The sequence below is a fragment of the Streptomyces sp. NBC_01334 genome, assembly GCF_035983595.1.
Classification (GTDB): domain Bacteria; phylum Actinomycetota; class Actinomycetes; order Streptomycetales; family Streptomycetaceae; genus Streptomyces; species Streptomyces coriariae.
Map to the genome: position 1 here is coordinate 2,918,544 of NZ_CP130718.1, position 14,849 is coordinate 2,933,392.

General features: G+C 72.3%; 10 protein-coding genes. 8 read left to right on the forward strand and 2 right to left on the reverse strand.

What is annotated here, in order from left to right; translation table 11 throughout:
- Positions 1-41 precede the first annotated feature (41 nt).
- Positions 42-1,778 carry a phosphatidylglycerol lysyltransferase domain-containing protein gene (locus tag OG736_RS13295; protein WP_327182616.1) on the forward strand — a complete coding sequence of 579 codons (1,737 nt, stop codon included), beginning with the start codon at positions 42-44 and terminating at the stop codon, positions 1,776-1,778.
- Positions 1,775-2,608 carry a hypothetical protein gene (locus OG736_RS13300; RefSeq protein WP_327182617.1) on the forward strand — a complete coding sequence of 278 codons (834 nt, stop codon included), beginning with the start codon at positions 1,775-1,777 and terminating at the stop codon, positions 2,606-2,608. The genes OG736_RS13295 and OG736_RS13300 overlap by 4 nt, the downstream gene beginning before the upstream one ends.
- Here OG736_RS13300 and OG736_RS13305 read toward each other — a convergent pair.
- Complete coding sequence (locus tag OG736_RS13305) at positions 2,587-3,351, reverse strand: hypothetical protein (protein WP_327182618.1); 765 nt, start codon at positions 3,349-3,351, stop codon at positions 2,587-2,589. The genes OG736_RS13300 and OG736_RS13305 overlap by 22 nt on opposite strands.
- Before the next feature lie 67 nt (positions 3,352-3,418).
- Here OG736_RS13305 and OG736_RS13310 point away from each other — a divergent pair, with 67 nt between their 5' ends.
- Positions 3,419-4,264: an adenosylcobinamide-GDP ribazoletransferase gene (locus OG736_RS13310; protein WP_327182619.1), complete on the forward strand. Its 846-nt coding sequence runs from the start codon at positions 3,419-3,421 to the stop codon at positions 4,262-4,264.
- A 4-nt stretch (positions 4,265-4,268) separates the two neighbouring features.
- Here OG736_RS13310 and OG736_RS13315 read toward each other — a convergent pair whose 3' ends face one another.
- On the reverse strand, positions 4,269-5,090 hold the full coding sequence (locus tag OG736_RS13315) for an endo alpha-1,4 polygalactosaminidase (RefSeq protein WP_327182620.1): 822 nt from the start codon (positions 5,088-5,090) through the stop codon (positions 4,269-4,271).
- Positions 5,091-5,434: 344 nt separating this feature from the next.
- Here OG736_RS13315 and OG736_RS13320 point away from each other — a divergent pair, with 344 nt between their 5' ends.
- The 5 genes from OG736_RS13320 (at position 5,435) to aceE (ending at position 14,645) form a co-directional block, all read left to right on the forward strand.
- On the forward strand, positions 5,435-6,961 hold the full coding sequence (locus OG736_RS13320; RefSeq protein WP_327182621.1) for a leucyl aminopeptidase: 1,527 nt from the start codon (positions 5,435-5,437) through the stop codon (positions 6,959-6,961).
- Positions 6,962-7,266: 305 nt separating this feature from the next.
- The gene (gene lpdA / locus OG736_RS13325; protein WP_327182622.1) at positions 7,267-8,655 is read left to right on the forward strand and encodes a dihydrolipoyl dehydrogenase; all 1,389 of its coding nucleotides are present in this window, start codon (positions 7,267-7,269) and stop codon (positions 8,653-8,655) included.
- Between the two features lie 68 nt (positions 8,656-8,723).
- Entirely contained in the window at positions 8,724-10,520 is a 1,797-nt protein-coding gene (gene sucB / locus OG736_RS13330; RefSeq protein WP_327182623.1) for a 2-oxoglutarate dehydrogenase, E2 component, dihydrolipoamide succinyltransferase, read from the forward strand.
- 293 nt (positions 10,521-10,813) lie between these two features.
- Entirely contained in the window at positions 10,814-11,437 is a 624-nt protein-coding gene (locus OG736_RS13335; RefSeq protein WP_020130030.1) for a GntR family transcriptional regulator, read from the forward strand.
- 502 nt (positions 11,438-11,939) lie between these two features.
- Complete coding sequence (gene aceE / locus OG736_RS13340) at positions 11,940-14,645, forward strand: pyruvate dehydrogenase (acetyl-transferring), homodimeric type (protein ID WP_327182624.1); 2,706 nt, start codon at positions 11,940-11,942, stop codon at positions 14,643-14,645.
- The last annotated feature ends 204 nt before the right edge of the window (positions 14,646-14,849 follow it).

A 14,849-nucleotide genomic window follows, 5' to 3' on the forward strand; every position in this document is an offset into this window, starting at 1 on the left:
AAGAGCGGATTCCCCGAAGTGCACCCATATGATCACCGCTCATGGGCAACACCCGGGGCGCCGCCGCCTTCGCCGTCTGGTACCTGCGTGCCGTCGCGTTCGTCAACTTCCTCAGTGCGGTGTGGGTCTCCCTGGGGCAGGACGTCCGGCGGCACAACCAGGAGAACCTCTTCACGCCGTATCTGCTGACGGCCGGCTTCGCCTCCGGGGTCTTCACCGCGTTCCTGGCCGTCACGATGCGGCGGCGCAAACGGGCCGCGTGGATCCTCAACCTCGGCCTGAGCGGGGCGTTCCTGGGGCTGTTCGCGCTGGCCATGGCGTTCCCGGAGGTCCGGCGGCACCCGCAGAACTGGGTCTCGCTCGCGCTGACCGCCGTCTTCGTCGTGGCGTTGCTGGCCGGGCGGCGGGAGTTCTACGCGAAGGGCGACCGGTCCAATCCGAGGCTCGCCGCGGCCGTCGGCGCCGGCGGGCTGCTGTGCGCCTCCCTGCTGGCCGCGCTGCTGGTGACGGTCACCAACCGGGCGTCCGCCCCCTCCACCTTCCTCGAACGCTGGCGCTACGGCGCGCTGCGGCTGGTCTCGGTGGCCGCCGACGAGTACCACGTCCCCGGCATCGCCCCGCCGACCTGGGTCGACGTCGCCGTCAACGTGCTGAGCACGGCGCTCGTCCTCGCCGTCCTGTACGCCGCCTTCCGCTCCCGGCGGGCCGTCGACCCGCTCACCGAGGACGACGAGAAACGGCTGCGGGAGCTCCTCGACCGGCACGGTGAGCGGGACTCGCTCGGCTACTTCGCGCTGCGGCGGGAGAAGAGCGTGTGCTGGTCGCCGACCGGGAAGGCGGCCGTCGCCTACCGCGTCCTCGGCGGGGTGTCGCTGGCGTCCGGGGACCCGCTCGGGGATCCGGAGGCCTGGCCGGGGGCGATCGGGCCGTGGCTCGCCGAGGCGCGGGCGCACGGGTGGATCCCGGCGGTGATGGGCGCGAGCGAGGAGGCCGGGACCGTGTACGCCCGGCACGGACTGGACGCGTTGGAGCTCGGCGACGAGGCCCTGGTCGAGGTCGCGGAGTTCACCCTCGAGGGGCGGGCCATGCGGACCGTCCGGCAGGCCTGCAACCGGATCCGCCGGGCCGGGTACACGGTGCGGGTACGACGGCACGAGGACATCCCGGCCGACGAGATGGCGTCCCTGCTGCGGCGCGCCGACGACTGGCGCGACGGGGCCACCGAGCGCGGGTTCAGCATGGCGCTGGGACGGCTCGGGGATCCGCGGGACGGCCGCTGCGTGATGCTGGAGTGCGCCGACGCCGGCGGTGAACTGCGGGCCCTGCTCTCCTTCGTGCCCTGGGGACCGCACGGGCTCTCCCTCGACCTGATGCGGCGGGACCGCGACTGCGACAACGGGCTGATGGAGTTCATGGTCATCGAGCTGCTCCGGCACGCCCGCGAGGAGCGGGACGACCGGGCGGCCCGGATCACGCAGGTCTCGCTGAACTTCGCCGTGTTCCGCTCGGTGTTCGAAAGGGGCGCGCGCCTGGGCGCCGGACCGGTGCTGCGGCTGTGGCGGTCGCTGCTCTGCTTCTTCTCCCGCTGGTGGCAGATCGAGTCGCTGTACCGCGCCAACGCCAAGTACCGGCCCATCTGGGAGCCCCGTTTCCTGCTCTTCGAGAAGAGCGCGGACCTGCCCCGCATCGGTGTCGCGTCGGCGCGGGCGGAGGGGTTCCTGGAGGCGCCGGGACTGCCGAAGTGGCTGCGCCGCGGACACCTGGAGACCCACCGGTGAACGCGGTCGCCCGCCGCGCCCGCGCCGAGTGGGGACCGCTGTACGAGGCCGTACGCGACCCCCTGGTGCGACGCCGGTGGCGGGCGCTCCCGATGACCCTCGGGGCGGTGTGTCTGACGTCGGTGACCCAGGTCGTGCAGAACCGGACGTGGGGCTACGGTCCGGTCCAGGCCCTCGGAGCGGTGCGGGCCGAGGACCCGCTCGGGCTCGCCGTGCTGCGCACCCCGCTGTCCCTCTTCGTGCCCGCGCTGGACCTGCCGGTCTGGGGCGCCCTCGCGCAGATCCTGCTGGTGTTCGGGATCGCGGAGCTCTGCCTGGGCTGGTGGCGGACCCTCGTCATCGCCTACGCCGCCACGCTCGCGGGCACCCTGTACGCGCGCGTGGGCATCGCTCTCGGCCCCGGCAGCCCGTTCGGCCTGCCCGCAACCGACGCCCGGATCGTGGACACCGGCCCGTCGGCGGCCGTGGTCGGCCTCGCGGTGTTCCTGGGCTGGCGCTACCGCGCGTACGTGACGGCGGGAGCGGTGATCGTCGCGATGGTGGTGGAGGTGCTGCTGAAGGACAACCTGGCGGGCAAGGAGCATTTGGCGGCGATCGCGGCGGTGCTGGTGCTGTGCGTGGTGGCGGAGACCCGCGGGCGCACCCGGGGGCCCGGGCGTCCCGCCGGGGGGCCGCGGGGCGGTGCCGGCGCACGGCTGCGCCGGGGCGCGCGGGGCGGTACCGGTCCGCGGCCGCGCCACGGGACGCGACCGGCCACGAAACCCCGCGGCCGCCGTACGGCCCACGCACCCGTTCCGGACCGGGTCGCTCAGTTCCGCTCCTCGGACTGAGCCAGCTCCGCGGTCGTCTTCCCGCCCAGCCAGTCCCCCACCACCCGGCGCGGCCCCGCCCAGCGGCGGTCGTGGCGGTAGGCCCGCAGCACCGCCTTCGCCCGGGCCTTCGGCCGCCGCCGGTAGAACCGGCGGGCCCACGGCGAGCCGGGCCGGGCCACCCGCGCAAGGCCCACCAGGCCCAGGAGCGGGATGAAGACGCTGAACACGGCCATCTTGGCCTTGCCCTTGCTCAGCACGGCCACCGAGCAGGCGAAGTTGAACACCACGGTCGAGATGACGCCCCCTCGGTCCTGGAGCTCGTCCTGGCTCATGTCGTTGACACCGAACGGCGAGAAGCCCACCAGCAGCAGTCCGCCCAGCGCCGCCGTCAGGACCACGGCCTCCACGCTCTTGCGGCCCGCCTCCGTCCAGTACACGTCGTCGAGATGCAGGATCAGCGCGAACTCGTCGAGGACCAGGCCGGTGCCGATGCCGAAGACCACCGCGAAGGCGCCCGCCCCGAAGCCGTGCCGGCCGCTCGCCACCGCGCCGAAACCGCCCGCGACGGTCAGGACGACGCCCGGCACCACGTGGTGGATGTGCACCCCGCCCGAGCTGATGTTGCCGAAGGGACCCTTGCCCGCCCGGATGAGGCGCGTGATGATCCGGGTGATCAGGAAGGTGAGGACGAACGCGGTCAGGGCGATGAGCAGCGGGACCTTGCCCGGTTCGACGATGTTGCGCTGCACCCACTGGACCATGTCACCAGTCTCCCGGGGCGGGGGGCGGGCTGCCTCGCGGGCGGGGCGTCCGGGCTAGTCTGCCGCCGTGTCCACGACCTCGCCCCTCGACGGCCTCCGCTTCGCCTTCGGCACCCTCACCGCGCTCCCGGTCAGGGTGACCCGCTGGGACCGTGAGGCCGCGCGCGGGGGCATGCTGAGCGCTCCCGTGGTCGGGCTGGTCGTCGGCGGCTGCGCGGCCGGGCTCGGCCTGCTGCTGCTGTACCTGGGCGCGAGCACGCTGCTCGCCGCCGTCGCCTCGGCCGCCGTGCCCGCCGTCCTCACCCGCGGTCTGCACCTCGACGGGCTGGCCGACACCGCGGACGGACTCGGCAGCGGCAAGCCCGCCGAGGACGCGCTGCGGATCATGAAGCAGTCCGACATCGGCCCGTTCGGCGTGCTGACGCTCGTCCTCGTGCTGCTCGCCCAGGTGGCCGCGCTGACGCAGCTCTACGACACCTCGTGGGCGCTGGGCGCGGTGGCCGCCGTCGTCTCGGCGGCCACCGCCCGGCTCGCGCTGACCCTGGCGGCACGCGCCGGGGTCCCGGCCGCGCGGCCGGAGGGGCTGGGGGCGGCGGTCGCCGGGGTGGTCCCGGTGCGGGGGGCGGTGCTCACCGTGGTCGCCGTGACGCTGGCGGCGGCGGTCGTGGGGGCGTGGTGCGGACCGTACGAGGGCGGCGGCGCCGTCCTGATCGGGCACGTCGAGCCGGGCGCCCTGTTCGAGCCGTACGACGCCGTCCAGCCGGCGCTCGCGGTCCTCGCCGCCCTCGCCGTCGCCGAACTGCTGCTGCGACACTGCACGCGGCGCTTCGGCGGGGTCACCGGGGACGTCTTCGGCGGTCTGGCGGAGACGGCCGCGACCACGGCGCTCGTGGTGTTCTGCCTGGGCCGTTGAACGGCTAACAGGCTTCCCGCCACACCCCCAGCTCGTACTTCTTCAGCAGCGAACTCAGGCGCAGCCGACGGGAGTCGGCGCAGAACTCGCTCGTGGGGAGTTCGTACTCGACGTGGAAGACGGCCTTGCCCGCCTCGATGAAGGGGGTCAGGTCCGCGCACTCGTCGTACTGGGCGCACTGTTCGTTGACCGCGAAGTCGAAGTCGTCGACGAGTTCGGGGATCTGGTCGAGGTCGTTCTTGAGTCCGACCGACATGCCCCGGTCGTGGGCGAGTTCGGCGATGAGGCGGTTGTAGCGGAGCTGGTCGGCGGCCTCGACCGGGAAGCCCGTGGTGTTCTTGTAGCCGTCCATGTTGTCCGGCTCGACCGCGTCGAAGCCCTTCTCGCGGCACATGTCGAGTCGGGCCGCCATGAGGGGCTCCAGGACGTCCAACGCGCGGATGTCGAGCCAGCGTTCGCCTTCCCAGCCGTTGCCCTTGCCGATCACGGACCGGGGGAAATCCGCCGCGTCCGGCCGCCAGTCCTCCCAGGCGCCGGTGGAGAGGTAGCAGATGACCTTGCGGCCGTCGTCGTGCAGGCCGGCGACCGTGGCCGCGGTGTGGTCGAAGCCGTCGATGTCGTACACCGGCACCTCGACGCCGGTGTCCAGCCGACCGCTCAACTGCCACTGCCAGTCGACGCCGGGGGCCGGCTGCCAGATCCTGCCGTCCGCCGTCCCGACGCCCGTCTCGTCGTCCGGCCGGTCGTCCCGGCCGCCGTCCGGCGCGGAGGCGCAGCCCGCCAGCAGCAGGGCGAGCAGGGACAGCAGCGGGATCGGGCGTCTCACCGGGCGGGCTCCAGGTTGTGCGGCGACGTGTCCGACGATGATCGCCCATGTCGGCCGCGTGCCGTCTCCCCACCCCGACCCGAAGGGTGTGGCCCGGTTCACGGGGTGCGAGGATCGGGAAGTGGCTACGACGCCACCGACAGGTGAACACGCGCGTGCATGAGCGACCGCACACGCACGCGTACGCTCATTCCGGGATCCGCCACGCCGGTTCGCCGCGCCGGTGAGGCACACCCCCGGATACGACCGCACCCACGACCCGGATCTAGGGTCGGCTGTCGGGCCCGGTCGACCCACACACTCCGGCCACCGCAACTCCACATCGGAAGCGAGATTTCACCACCGTGACTGCTCTCACTCTCAGCACCGCCGCGGCGCCCGGCCTCCGGGCCGACGCGATCGTGATCGGTGTCGCCAAGGGCGCGAAAGGCCCGATCGTTGCCCCAGGCGCCGAAGCCGTCGACAAGGCCTACGACGGCCGGCTCGCCGGCATCCTGGAAACCCTCGGTGCCTCCGGGGCCGAGGGCGAGCTGACCAAGCTGCCCGCGCCGGCCGGTTTCAAGGCACCGCTCGTGCTCGCGGTGGGGCTCGGCCAGGAGCCCGAGAAGGACGCCGGCTTCGACCCCGAGGCGCTGCGCAAGGCGGCCGGTGCGGCCGCCCGCACCCTCACCGGCGCCAAGAAGGCCGTCTTCGCCCTGCCGGTGACCGACGCCGCCGACATCGGCGCGATCGGCGAGGGCGTGGTGCTCGGCGCGTACTCCTTCGACGCGTACAAGCACAACGGCGACGACGCCAAGGCCAAGAACGGCAAGGCGCCGCTCGCCGAGGCCGCCCTGCTCGGCGGGAAGCCGCGCGACGCCGCCCACAAGGCCGCGCTGCTGCGTGCCGCCGCCGTCGGCGAGGAGCTCAACCGCGCCCGCGACCTGATCAACATGCCGCCGAACGACCTCGACCCCGAGGCGTTCGCCGCTCTCGCCCAGACGGCGGCCAAGGAGCACGGCATCAAGGTGCAGGTGCTCGACGAGAAGGCCCTCGCCAAGGGCGGCTACGGCGGCATCCTCGGCGTCGGCTCCGGCTCGGCGTCGGCCCCGCGCCTGGTGAAGCTGTCCTACACGTCCTCCAAGGCCAAGAAGAACCTGGCCTTCGTCGGCAAGGGCATCACCTACGACTCGGGCGGCATCTCGCTGAAGCCGGCCGGGCACAACGAGACGATGAAGTGCGACATGAGCGGTGCTGCGGCGGTCTTCGCCGCGGTCGTCGCCGCCGCGCGGCTCGGGCTCGAGGTGAACGTCACCGGGTGGCTGGCGCTGGCCGAGAACATGCCGTCCGGCTCCGCCACCCGCCCGGGTGACGTGCTGCGCATGTACAGCGGCAAGACCGTCGAGGTCCTCAACACCGACGCCGAGGGCCGGCTGGTCCTCGCGGACGCGCTGTGGGCGGCCTCCGCGGAGAAGCCGGACGCGATCGTCGACGTCGCGACCCTGACCGGCGCGATGATGCTGGCGCTGGGCAGCCGGACCTTCGGGATCATGGCGAACGACGACGCGTTCCGCTCCGCGCTGCACGAGGCCGCCGAGGAGGTCGGTGAGCCGGCGTGGCCGATGCCGCTGCCGGAGCACCTGCGCAAGGGCATGGACTCCAGCGTCGCGGACATCGCCAACATGGGTGAGCGGATGGGCGGCGGGCTGGTGGCCGGTCTCTTCCTGCGCGAGTTCGTGGGCGAGGGGATCACCTGGGCGCACCTGGACATCGCCGGGCCGGCGTTCAACGAGGGCGGGCCCTTCGGGTACACGCCCAAGGGTGGTACCGGCACCGCCGTGCGGACGCTGGTGCGGCTGGCCGAGCTGACCGCCTCCGGCGACCTGGGCTAGTCGCTCCGGGAGAAGGGGACTGTGCGCCTGGTCACTCGGGTCCGTCCGTCATGTGGCGGGTGCGGGCAGAATGTGGCCGGTCGCGCGGTTCCCCGCGCCCCTGGGCGGGGCCGGTCCCCCATGTCACAAGTGAGCGTGGGGTGTCTCACACCCCGGCCCCGCGTCTCGTTCGTCTCCCGCAAGTGCGAAGATGGGCCTCGGCAGGACAGGGCCCCCACCACAGGGCCGAAGAAAGAGCGGCCGGACACCAGCCGCCGGCGGTCAGCGACGACCGGCGCACGGCGCACATGCATGGAGGACGTGACGTGGCGAACGACGCCAGCACCGTTTTCGACCTAGTGATCCTCGGCGGTGGTAGTGGCGGTTACGCCGCGGCCCTGCGCGGGGCGCAGCTGGGCCTGGACGTCGCCCTGATCGAGAAGGACAAGGTCGGCGGCACCTGCCTGCACCGGGGTTGCATCCCCACCAAGGCCCTGCTGCACGCCGGCGAGATCGCCGACCAGGCCCGCGAGAGCGAGCAGTTCGGCGTCAAGGCCACCTTCGAGGGCATCGACGTCCCCGCCGTCCACAAGTACAAGGACGGTGTCATCTCCGGGCTGTACAAGGGCCTTCAGGGGCTGATCGCCTCCCGCAAGGTGACGTACATCGAGGGTGAGGGCCGCCTGTCCTCCCCGACCTCCGTCGACGTGAACGGCCGGCGCGTCCAGGGCCGCCACGTACTGCTCGCGACCGGCTCCGTGCCGAAGTCGCTGCCGGGCCTGGAGATCGACGGCGACCGGATCATCTCCTCGGACCACGCCCTCGTCCTGGACCGTGTGCCGAAGTCCGCCATCATCCTGGGCGGCGGCGTCATCGGCGTCGAGTTCGCCTCGGCGTGGAAGTCCTTCGGCTCCGACGTGACGGTGATCGAGGGCCTGAAGCACCTCGTCCCGGTCGAGGACGAGAACTCCTCCAAGCTTCTTGAGCGCGCGTTCCGCAAGCGCGGCATCAAGTTCAACCTGGGCACCTTCTTCTCCAAGGCCGAGTACACGGCGGACGGCGTCAAGGTCACGCTGGCCGACGGCAAGGAGTTCGAGGCCGAGGTCCTGCTGGTCGCGGTGGGCCGCGGGCCCGTCTCCGCCGGTCTCGGCTACGAGGAGCAGGGCATCGCCACGGACCGCGGCTACGTCCTGGTCGACGAGTACATGCGCACCAACGTCCCGACCGTCTCCGCCGTCGGCGACCTGGTCCCGACCCTCCAGCTCGCGCACGTCGGCTTCGCCGAGGGCATGCTGGTGGCGGAGCGCCTGGCCGGCCAGAAGGTCGTCCCGATCGACTACGACGGTGTCCCCCGGGTGACGTACTGCCACCCCGAGGTCGCCTCCGTGGGCATCACCGAGGCCAAGGCCAAGGAGATCTACGGCGCGGACAAGGTCGTCGCTCTGAAGTACAACCTCGCGGGCAACGGCAAGAGCAAGATCCTCAACACCGCGGGCGAGATCAAGCTCGTCCAGGTGAAGGACGGTGCCGTGGTCGGCGTCCACATGGTCGGCGACCGCATGGGCGAGCAGGTCGGCGAAGCCCAGCTGATCTACAACTGGGAGGCGCTGCCCGCCGAGGTCGCGCAGCTCATCCACGCCCACCCGACGCAGAACGAGGCGCTCGGCGAGGCCCACCTGGCCCTGGCGGGCAAGCCGCTGCACTCGCACGACTGACCCTCGGTCGACGAAGCGACTCCGCGATGAACTCCGACTTCCGCAATTCGTAAGGAGCAACCGAAACCATGGCGGTTTCCGTAACCCTTCCGGCGCTCGGCGAGAGCGTCACCGAGGGCACTGTCACCCGCTGGCTGAAGGCCGAGGGTGAGCGCGTCGAGGCCGACGAGCCCCTGCTCGAGGTCTCGACCGACAAGGTCGACACCGAGATCCCCTCCCCCGCCGCCGGCATCCTGGCCTCCATCAAGGTCGCCGAGGACGAGACGGTCGAGGTCGGTGCCGAGCTCGCCGTCATCGACGACGGCACCGGCGCTCCCGCCGCCGCTCCGGCTCCGGCCGCCGAGCCGGTCGCCGAGCCCGCACCGGAGCCGGCCGCTGCCGCGCCGTCCACCGAGCAGGCGGCCCCGGCCCCCGCTCCCACCGCCGAGGCCGCCACCGGCGGCGGCTCCGCCGAGGGCACGGACGTCGTCCTGCCCGCGCTCGGCGAGTCCGTCACCGAGGGCACCGTCACCCGCTGGCTGAAGCAGGTCGGCGAGGAGGTCACGGAGGACGAGCCGCTGCTCGAGGTCTCGACCGACAAGGTCGACACCGAGATCCCGGCGCCCGTCTCCGGTGTGCTGCTCGAGATCACGGTCGGCGAGGACGAGACCGCCGAGGTCGGCGCCAAGCTCGCCGTCATCGGCGCCCCGGGCGCGGCTCCGGCCGCTGCCCCGGCCCCCGCCGCGGCTGCCCCGGCCGCCGCTGCCCCGGCCCCGGCGCCCGCCGCCGCTGCCCCGGCTGCCCCGGCTCCGGCTGCCCCGGCCCCGGCGCCCGCCGCACCGGCGCCCGCCCCGGTCGCCGCCGCTCCGGCTCCGGCCGCACCGGCCCCCGCGCCGGTCGCCCCGGCTCCGGTCGCCCCGGCCGCGCCCGCCGCTCCCGCGGGTGACGACGGCGCCTACGTGACCCCGCTGGTGCGCAAGCTCGCCGCCGAGAACGGCGTCGACCTGGCCGCCGTCAAGGGCACCGGCGTCGGCGGTCGTATCCGCAAGCAGGACGTCCTCGCCGCCGCCGAGGCCGCGAAGGCCGCCGCCGCCGCTCCGGCTCCGGCCGCCGCCGCGCCTGCCGCGGGCGCCGCGAAGAAGGCTCCGGCGCTCGAGGTCTCCCCGCTGCGTGGCCAGACCGTCAAGATGCCCCGCATCCGCAAGGTCATCGGCGACAACATGGTCAAGGCGCTGCACGAGCAGGCGCAGCTGTCCTCGGTCGTCGAGGTCGACATCACCCGGCTGATGAAGCTCCGCGCGCAGGCGAAGGACTCCTTCGCGGCCCGTGAGGGCGTCAAGCTCTCCCCGATGCCGTTCTTCGTGAAGGCGGCGGCCCAGGCGCTGAAGGCCCACCCGGCCGTCAACGCCCGGATCAACGTGGACGAGGGCACGATCACCTACTTCGACACCGAGAGCATCGGTATCGCGGTGGACTCCGAGAAGGGCCTGATGACCCCGGTCATCAAGCACGCGGGCGACCTGAACATCGCCGGCATCGCCAAGGCCACGGCCGACCTGGCGGGCAAGGTCCGCGCGAACAAGATCACCCCGGACGAGCTGTCCGGCGCGACCTTCACCATCAGCAACACCGGCTCGCGCGGCGCGCTGTTCGACACGATCATCGTGCCGCCGAACCAGGTCGCGATCCTCGGCATCGGTGCCACGGTCAAGCGTCCGGCCGTCATCGAGACGGAGGAGGGCACGGTCATCGGCGTCCGCGACATGACGTACCTGACCCTGTCCTACGACCACCGTCTGGTCGACGGCGCCGACGCGGCCCGTTACCTGACCGCGGTCAAGGCGATCCTGGAGGCCGGCGAGTTCGAGGTCGAACTCGGCCTCTGACCCCCAGGGCTCGACAGCGGGTGCCCCCGTCCGGAACTCTCCGGGCGGGGGCTTCCGTCTGCCGGGTCCGCGCACGGCCGGGAGCACGACAGGGAGCACGGCTTCGAACCCCTCCGGCGCCGGGACCTGTCCGGTACTGGTCTTTACAGCCGAGCCCCCGTGTGGGCGTGTAAGTCTCGTCTCACCTGCTTGAAAGCGCCCCCGTGCGCCTCTCCTCCGCGGGCCCCCGGCCGTATTGTCTAAACGTCAAACGCCCCCGGGGGCCCGTGCGGCCCCTCCTCAAAGGAGCCCTCATGACCGCGCCCGTCGTCCACTCGCTGCGCGAACAGATCCGCGAGCACATCGTGGAGGGGATCGTCAGCGGGCGCTGGAAGCCGGGCGAGCGGATCGTGGAGCGCCGGATCGCGACCGAGCTGGAGGTCAGCCAGACGCCGGTGCGGGAGGCGCTGCGCGAGCTGGAGTCGCTGCGGTTGATCGAGTCCGCGCCGAACAAGGGCGTGCGGGTGCGCAACCTCACGGCCGCGGACCTGGAGGAGAGTTACCCCGTCCGGGCCGGCCTGGAGGCGATCGCGGCGGAGCTGGCCGCGCAGCGGCTCGCGGAGGACTGCTCGGCCCTCGAACCGCACGTCGCCGCGCTGTACGAGGCGGACCGCGACGCGGACGGCACGGGCCAGGTGCGGCACACGGTCGGTTTCCACCGGGAGCTGGTCCGGGCGGCCGGCAACTCGGTGCTGCTGCACACCTGGGAGGGCCTCGGCATCGAGGTGTTCACGGCGCTGTCGATCCGCTGGCTGGGGACCGTGCAGCAGTCGTACGCGGAGGAGCACGAGGAGCTCGTCCAGGCGTTCCGGCGGCGGGACCCGAGGATCGCCGAGCTGGTGAAGGCACATGTCCTCGGGTGTGCTCCCCGGGCCTAGGCCGTGTCCGCAGAGTCCCGCCCGGCTCGCGACGTCCGGCACGCACTCCCCCGGAGGGGGCACCCCCAGCCGCGTCGTCGGGACCGCACACGTACACCCGGTACGAGGGCGACCCTCCGCCGTGCGGTCGCACGCACCGGACGCCGCGAGCCCTGCCCACCGGGCGGACGGCGCTGCTTCGCGGACACGACCTAGCGGGACGCTCCGGTTTCAGTGGAGCGTACACGCGCTCATACGTGGCCTCCGACCTGCGAAAACCCCGAACTGACGCGGCACGGGGTGCCTGCCCGAAAGGCACCCCGTGCCTACTTTCTCGCAATCGAGAGGTTTTGCCCTTCAACCCTTTGATCGATCATCGATCAGGGGGTTACAGTCGCCGACGGGCCGCGGCCGAAGTCACCCATGGCATCGCGTCGAAGCCCACGCCCTGTCCTGCCAAAGACCAAGGGCACCCCAGGAACACCCTCACAGGGAACCCCCTTCGACTGAGGAAGGCGGCGACATGACCGACCCCCAGGCCATCCAGCCGAGCGCGCTCGACCAGCTCCCCGACCGGGACCCGGAGGAGACCGCCGAATGGCAGGCCTCCCTGGACGCGGTCGCCAAGGCGGCCGGGCCGCACCGTGCCGCATACCTGATGCGCCGCACGCTGGAGCGTGCCGAGGGCAACGGCATCGCGCTGCCCAAGCTGCTCGAGACGGACTACGTCAACACCATCCCCACCGCCGCCGAGCCGTCCGCGCCCGGTGACGAGGAGATGGAGCGGAGGATCACCGCGTGGAACCGCTGGAACGCGGCCGCGATGGTGACCCGGGGCAGCAAACACGGCGTCGGCGGCCACATCGCCACCTTCGCCTCCGCCGCCTGGCTCTACGAGACCGGCTTCAACCACTTCTTCAAGGGCAAGGAGGCGGACGGCTCGGGCGACCAGCTCTACATCCAGGGCCACGCCTCCCCCGGTATCTACGCCCGCGCCTTCCTCGACGGCCGGCTGACCGAGCAGCACCTCGACAACTTCCGCCAGGAGGCGGGCGGCGACGGCCTGCCGTCGTACCCGCACCCGCGGCGCCTGCCCTGGCTGTGGGAGTTCCCGACGGTGTCGATGGGCCTCGGCCCGCTCTCCGCCATCTACCAGGCGCGCTTCAACCGCTATCTCACCAACCGCGGCATCAAGGACGTCTCCGCGTCCCACGTGTGGGCGTTCCTCGGTGACGGCGAGATGGACGAGCCCGAGTCGACGGCGGCACTCGCTCTCGCCTCCCGCGAGGGTCTGGACAACCTGACCTTCGTCATCAACTGCAACCTCCAGCGCCTCGACGGCCCGGTCCGCGCGAACTTCAAGATCGTGCAGGAGCTGGAGGCCCAGTTCCGCGGCGCGGGCTGGAACGTGATCAAGTCGCTGTGGGGCTCCGCCTGGGACGAGCTGTTCCAGCTCGACACCACGGGCGCGCTCGTCCGCCGGCTGCGTGAGGTACCGGACGCCCAGGTGCAGACGTACCAGACGCGTGGCGCGGCCTACATCCGCGAGGACTTCTTCGGCAAGGACCCGGCGCTCGCCGAGCTGGCGAAGCTGCTGAGCGACGACAAGATCCTCGAGTGTTTCCACCTCTCCCGCGGTGGTCACGAGGCGCGCAAGGTGTTCGCGGCCTACAAGGCGGCGGTGGAGTTCAAGGGCGCCCCGACGGTCATCCTGGCCCAGACGGTCAAGGGCCACACCCTCGGCGAGGGCTTCGCGTCGAAGAACGCCAACCACCAGATGAAGAAGCTCTCGGTGGACGAGTTCAAGGCGATGCGCGACCTGCTCGAGCTGCCGATCTCGGACAGTCAGTTCGTCGACGGCGTGGTCCCCTACGGCCACCCGGGCGCCGACTCCCCCGAGGTCCGCTACCTCCAGGAGCGCCGCGCGGCCCTCGGCGGCCCGGCCCCGGCCCGCCGTACGCACGCCCTGGCCCCGCTGCCGGCCCCCGCCGACAAGACGTTCGCCTCCTTCGACAAGGGCTCCGGCACCCAGAACGTGGCCACCACCATGGCCTTCGTCCGGCTGGTCAAGGACCTGGTCCGCGACAAGGAGACCGGCAGGCGCTGGGTGCCGATCGTCCCGGACGAGGCGCGCACCTTCGGCATGGAGAGCCTGTTCCCGTCGCTCGGGATCTACTCCCCCAAGGGCCAGACGTACGAGCCGGTCGACCGCGACCAGCTGATGTACTACAAGGAGGCCAAGAACGGCCAGATCCTCAACGAGGGGATCACCGAGGCCGGTTCGATGGCCGACTTCATCGCCGCGTCCACCGCGTACTCCACGCACGGTGAGGCGATGATCCCGTTCTACATCTTCTACTCGATGTTCGGCTGGCAGCGCACGGCCGACCAGATGTGGCAGCTCGGCGACCAGCTCGGCCGCGGCTTCCTCGTCGGCGCCACGGCCGGCCGTACGACCCTGACGGGCGAGGGCCTCCAGCACGCCGACGGCCACTCCCCGGTCATCGCCGCGACCAACCCGGCCGCCCTCAGCTACGACCCGGCGTTCGCCTACGAGATCGCGACGGTCGTCAAGGACGGTCTGCGCCGGATGTACGGCGAGGCGGCCCCGGGCGAGGACCCGAACGTCTTCTACTACCTGACCGTCTACAACGAGCCGATGCCGCAGCCGGCCAAGCCGTCCGCGCCCGGTGTCGACGAGGGCATCCTCAAGGGCCTGTACCGCTTCAACACGGCGGAGTCGGCGGGCGTGGAGGTGGCTGCGGCCAACGCCCCGCGCATCCAGCTCCTGGGCTCCGGCACGGCGATCCACTGGGTCCTGAAGGCGCAGCGGCTGCTCGCCGAGGAGTGGGGTGTGGCCTCCGACGTGTGGTCCGCGACCTCCTGGACCGAGCTGCGCCGCGACGCGCTGGAGGCCGACGCGGCCCTCCTTCGCGGCGAGGAGCGCCAGCCGTACGTCCGTCGGGCCCTCCAGGGCGCCGAGGGCCCGGTCCTCGCGGTCTCCGACTACATGCGCCAGGTCCCGGACCAGATCGCGCAGTGGGTCGAGCAGGACTGGTCCTCGCTGGGCGCGGACGGTTTCGGCCTCTCCGACACCCGTGCGGCGGCCCGCCGCCACTTCGGCGTCGACGCCGAGTCGATCGTCGTCGCGGCCCTGGCCCAGCTCGCCCGGCGGGGCGAGGTCAAGGCGACCGCGGTGAAGGAAGCGCGCGAGCGTTACGGGCTGTAGGCCCGCTCGGGTTCAACGGTGAAGGGGGTCCGGCGGCTGATGCCGCCGGACCCCCTTCACCGTCCTGGGGCCGTACGACGGCGGTGGCGGCACGGCTGTGGGCCGTGGACGCGGGCGGCACGGCCGCAGGCTCGGGCGGCGCGGATTCTGTGGGCGGCCGCACGGTTCCCGCGTCCCTCGGCGGGCGCGTCCGATCCGACGCTG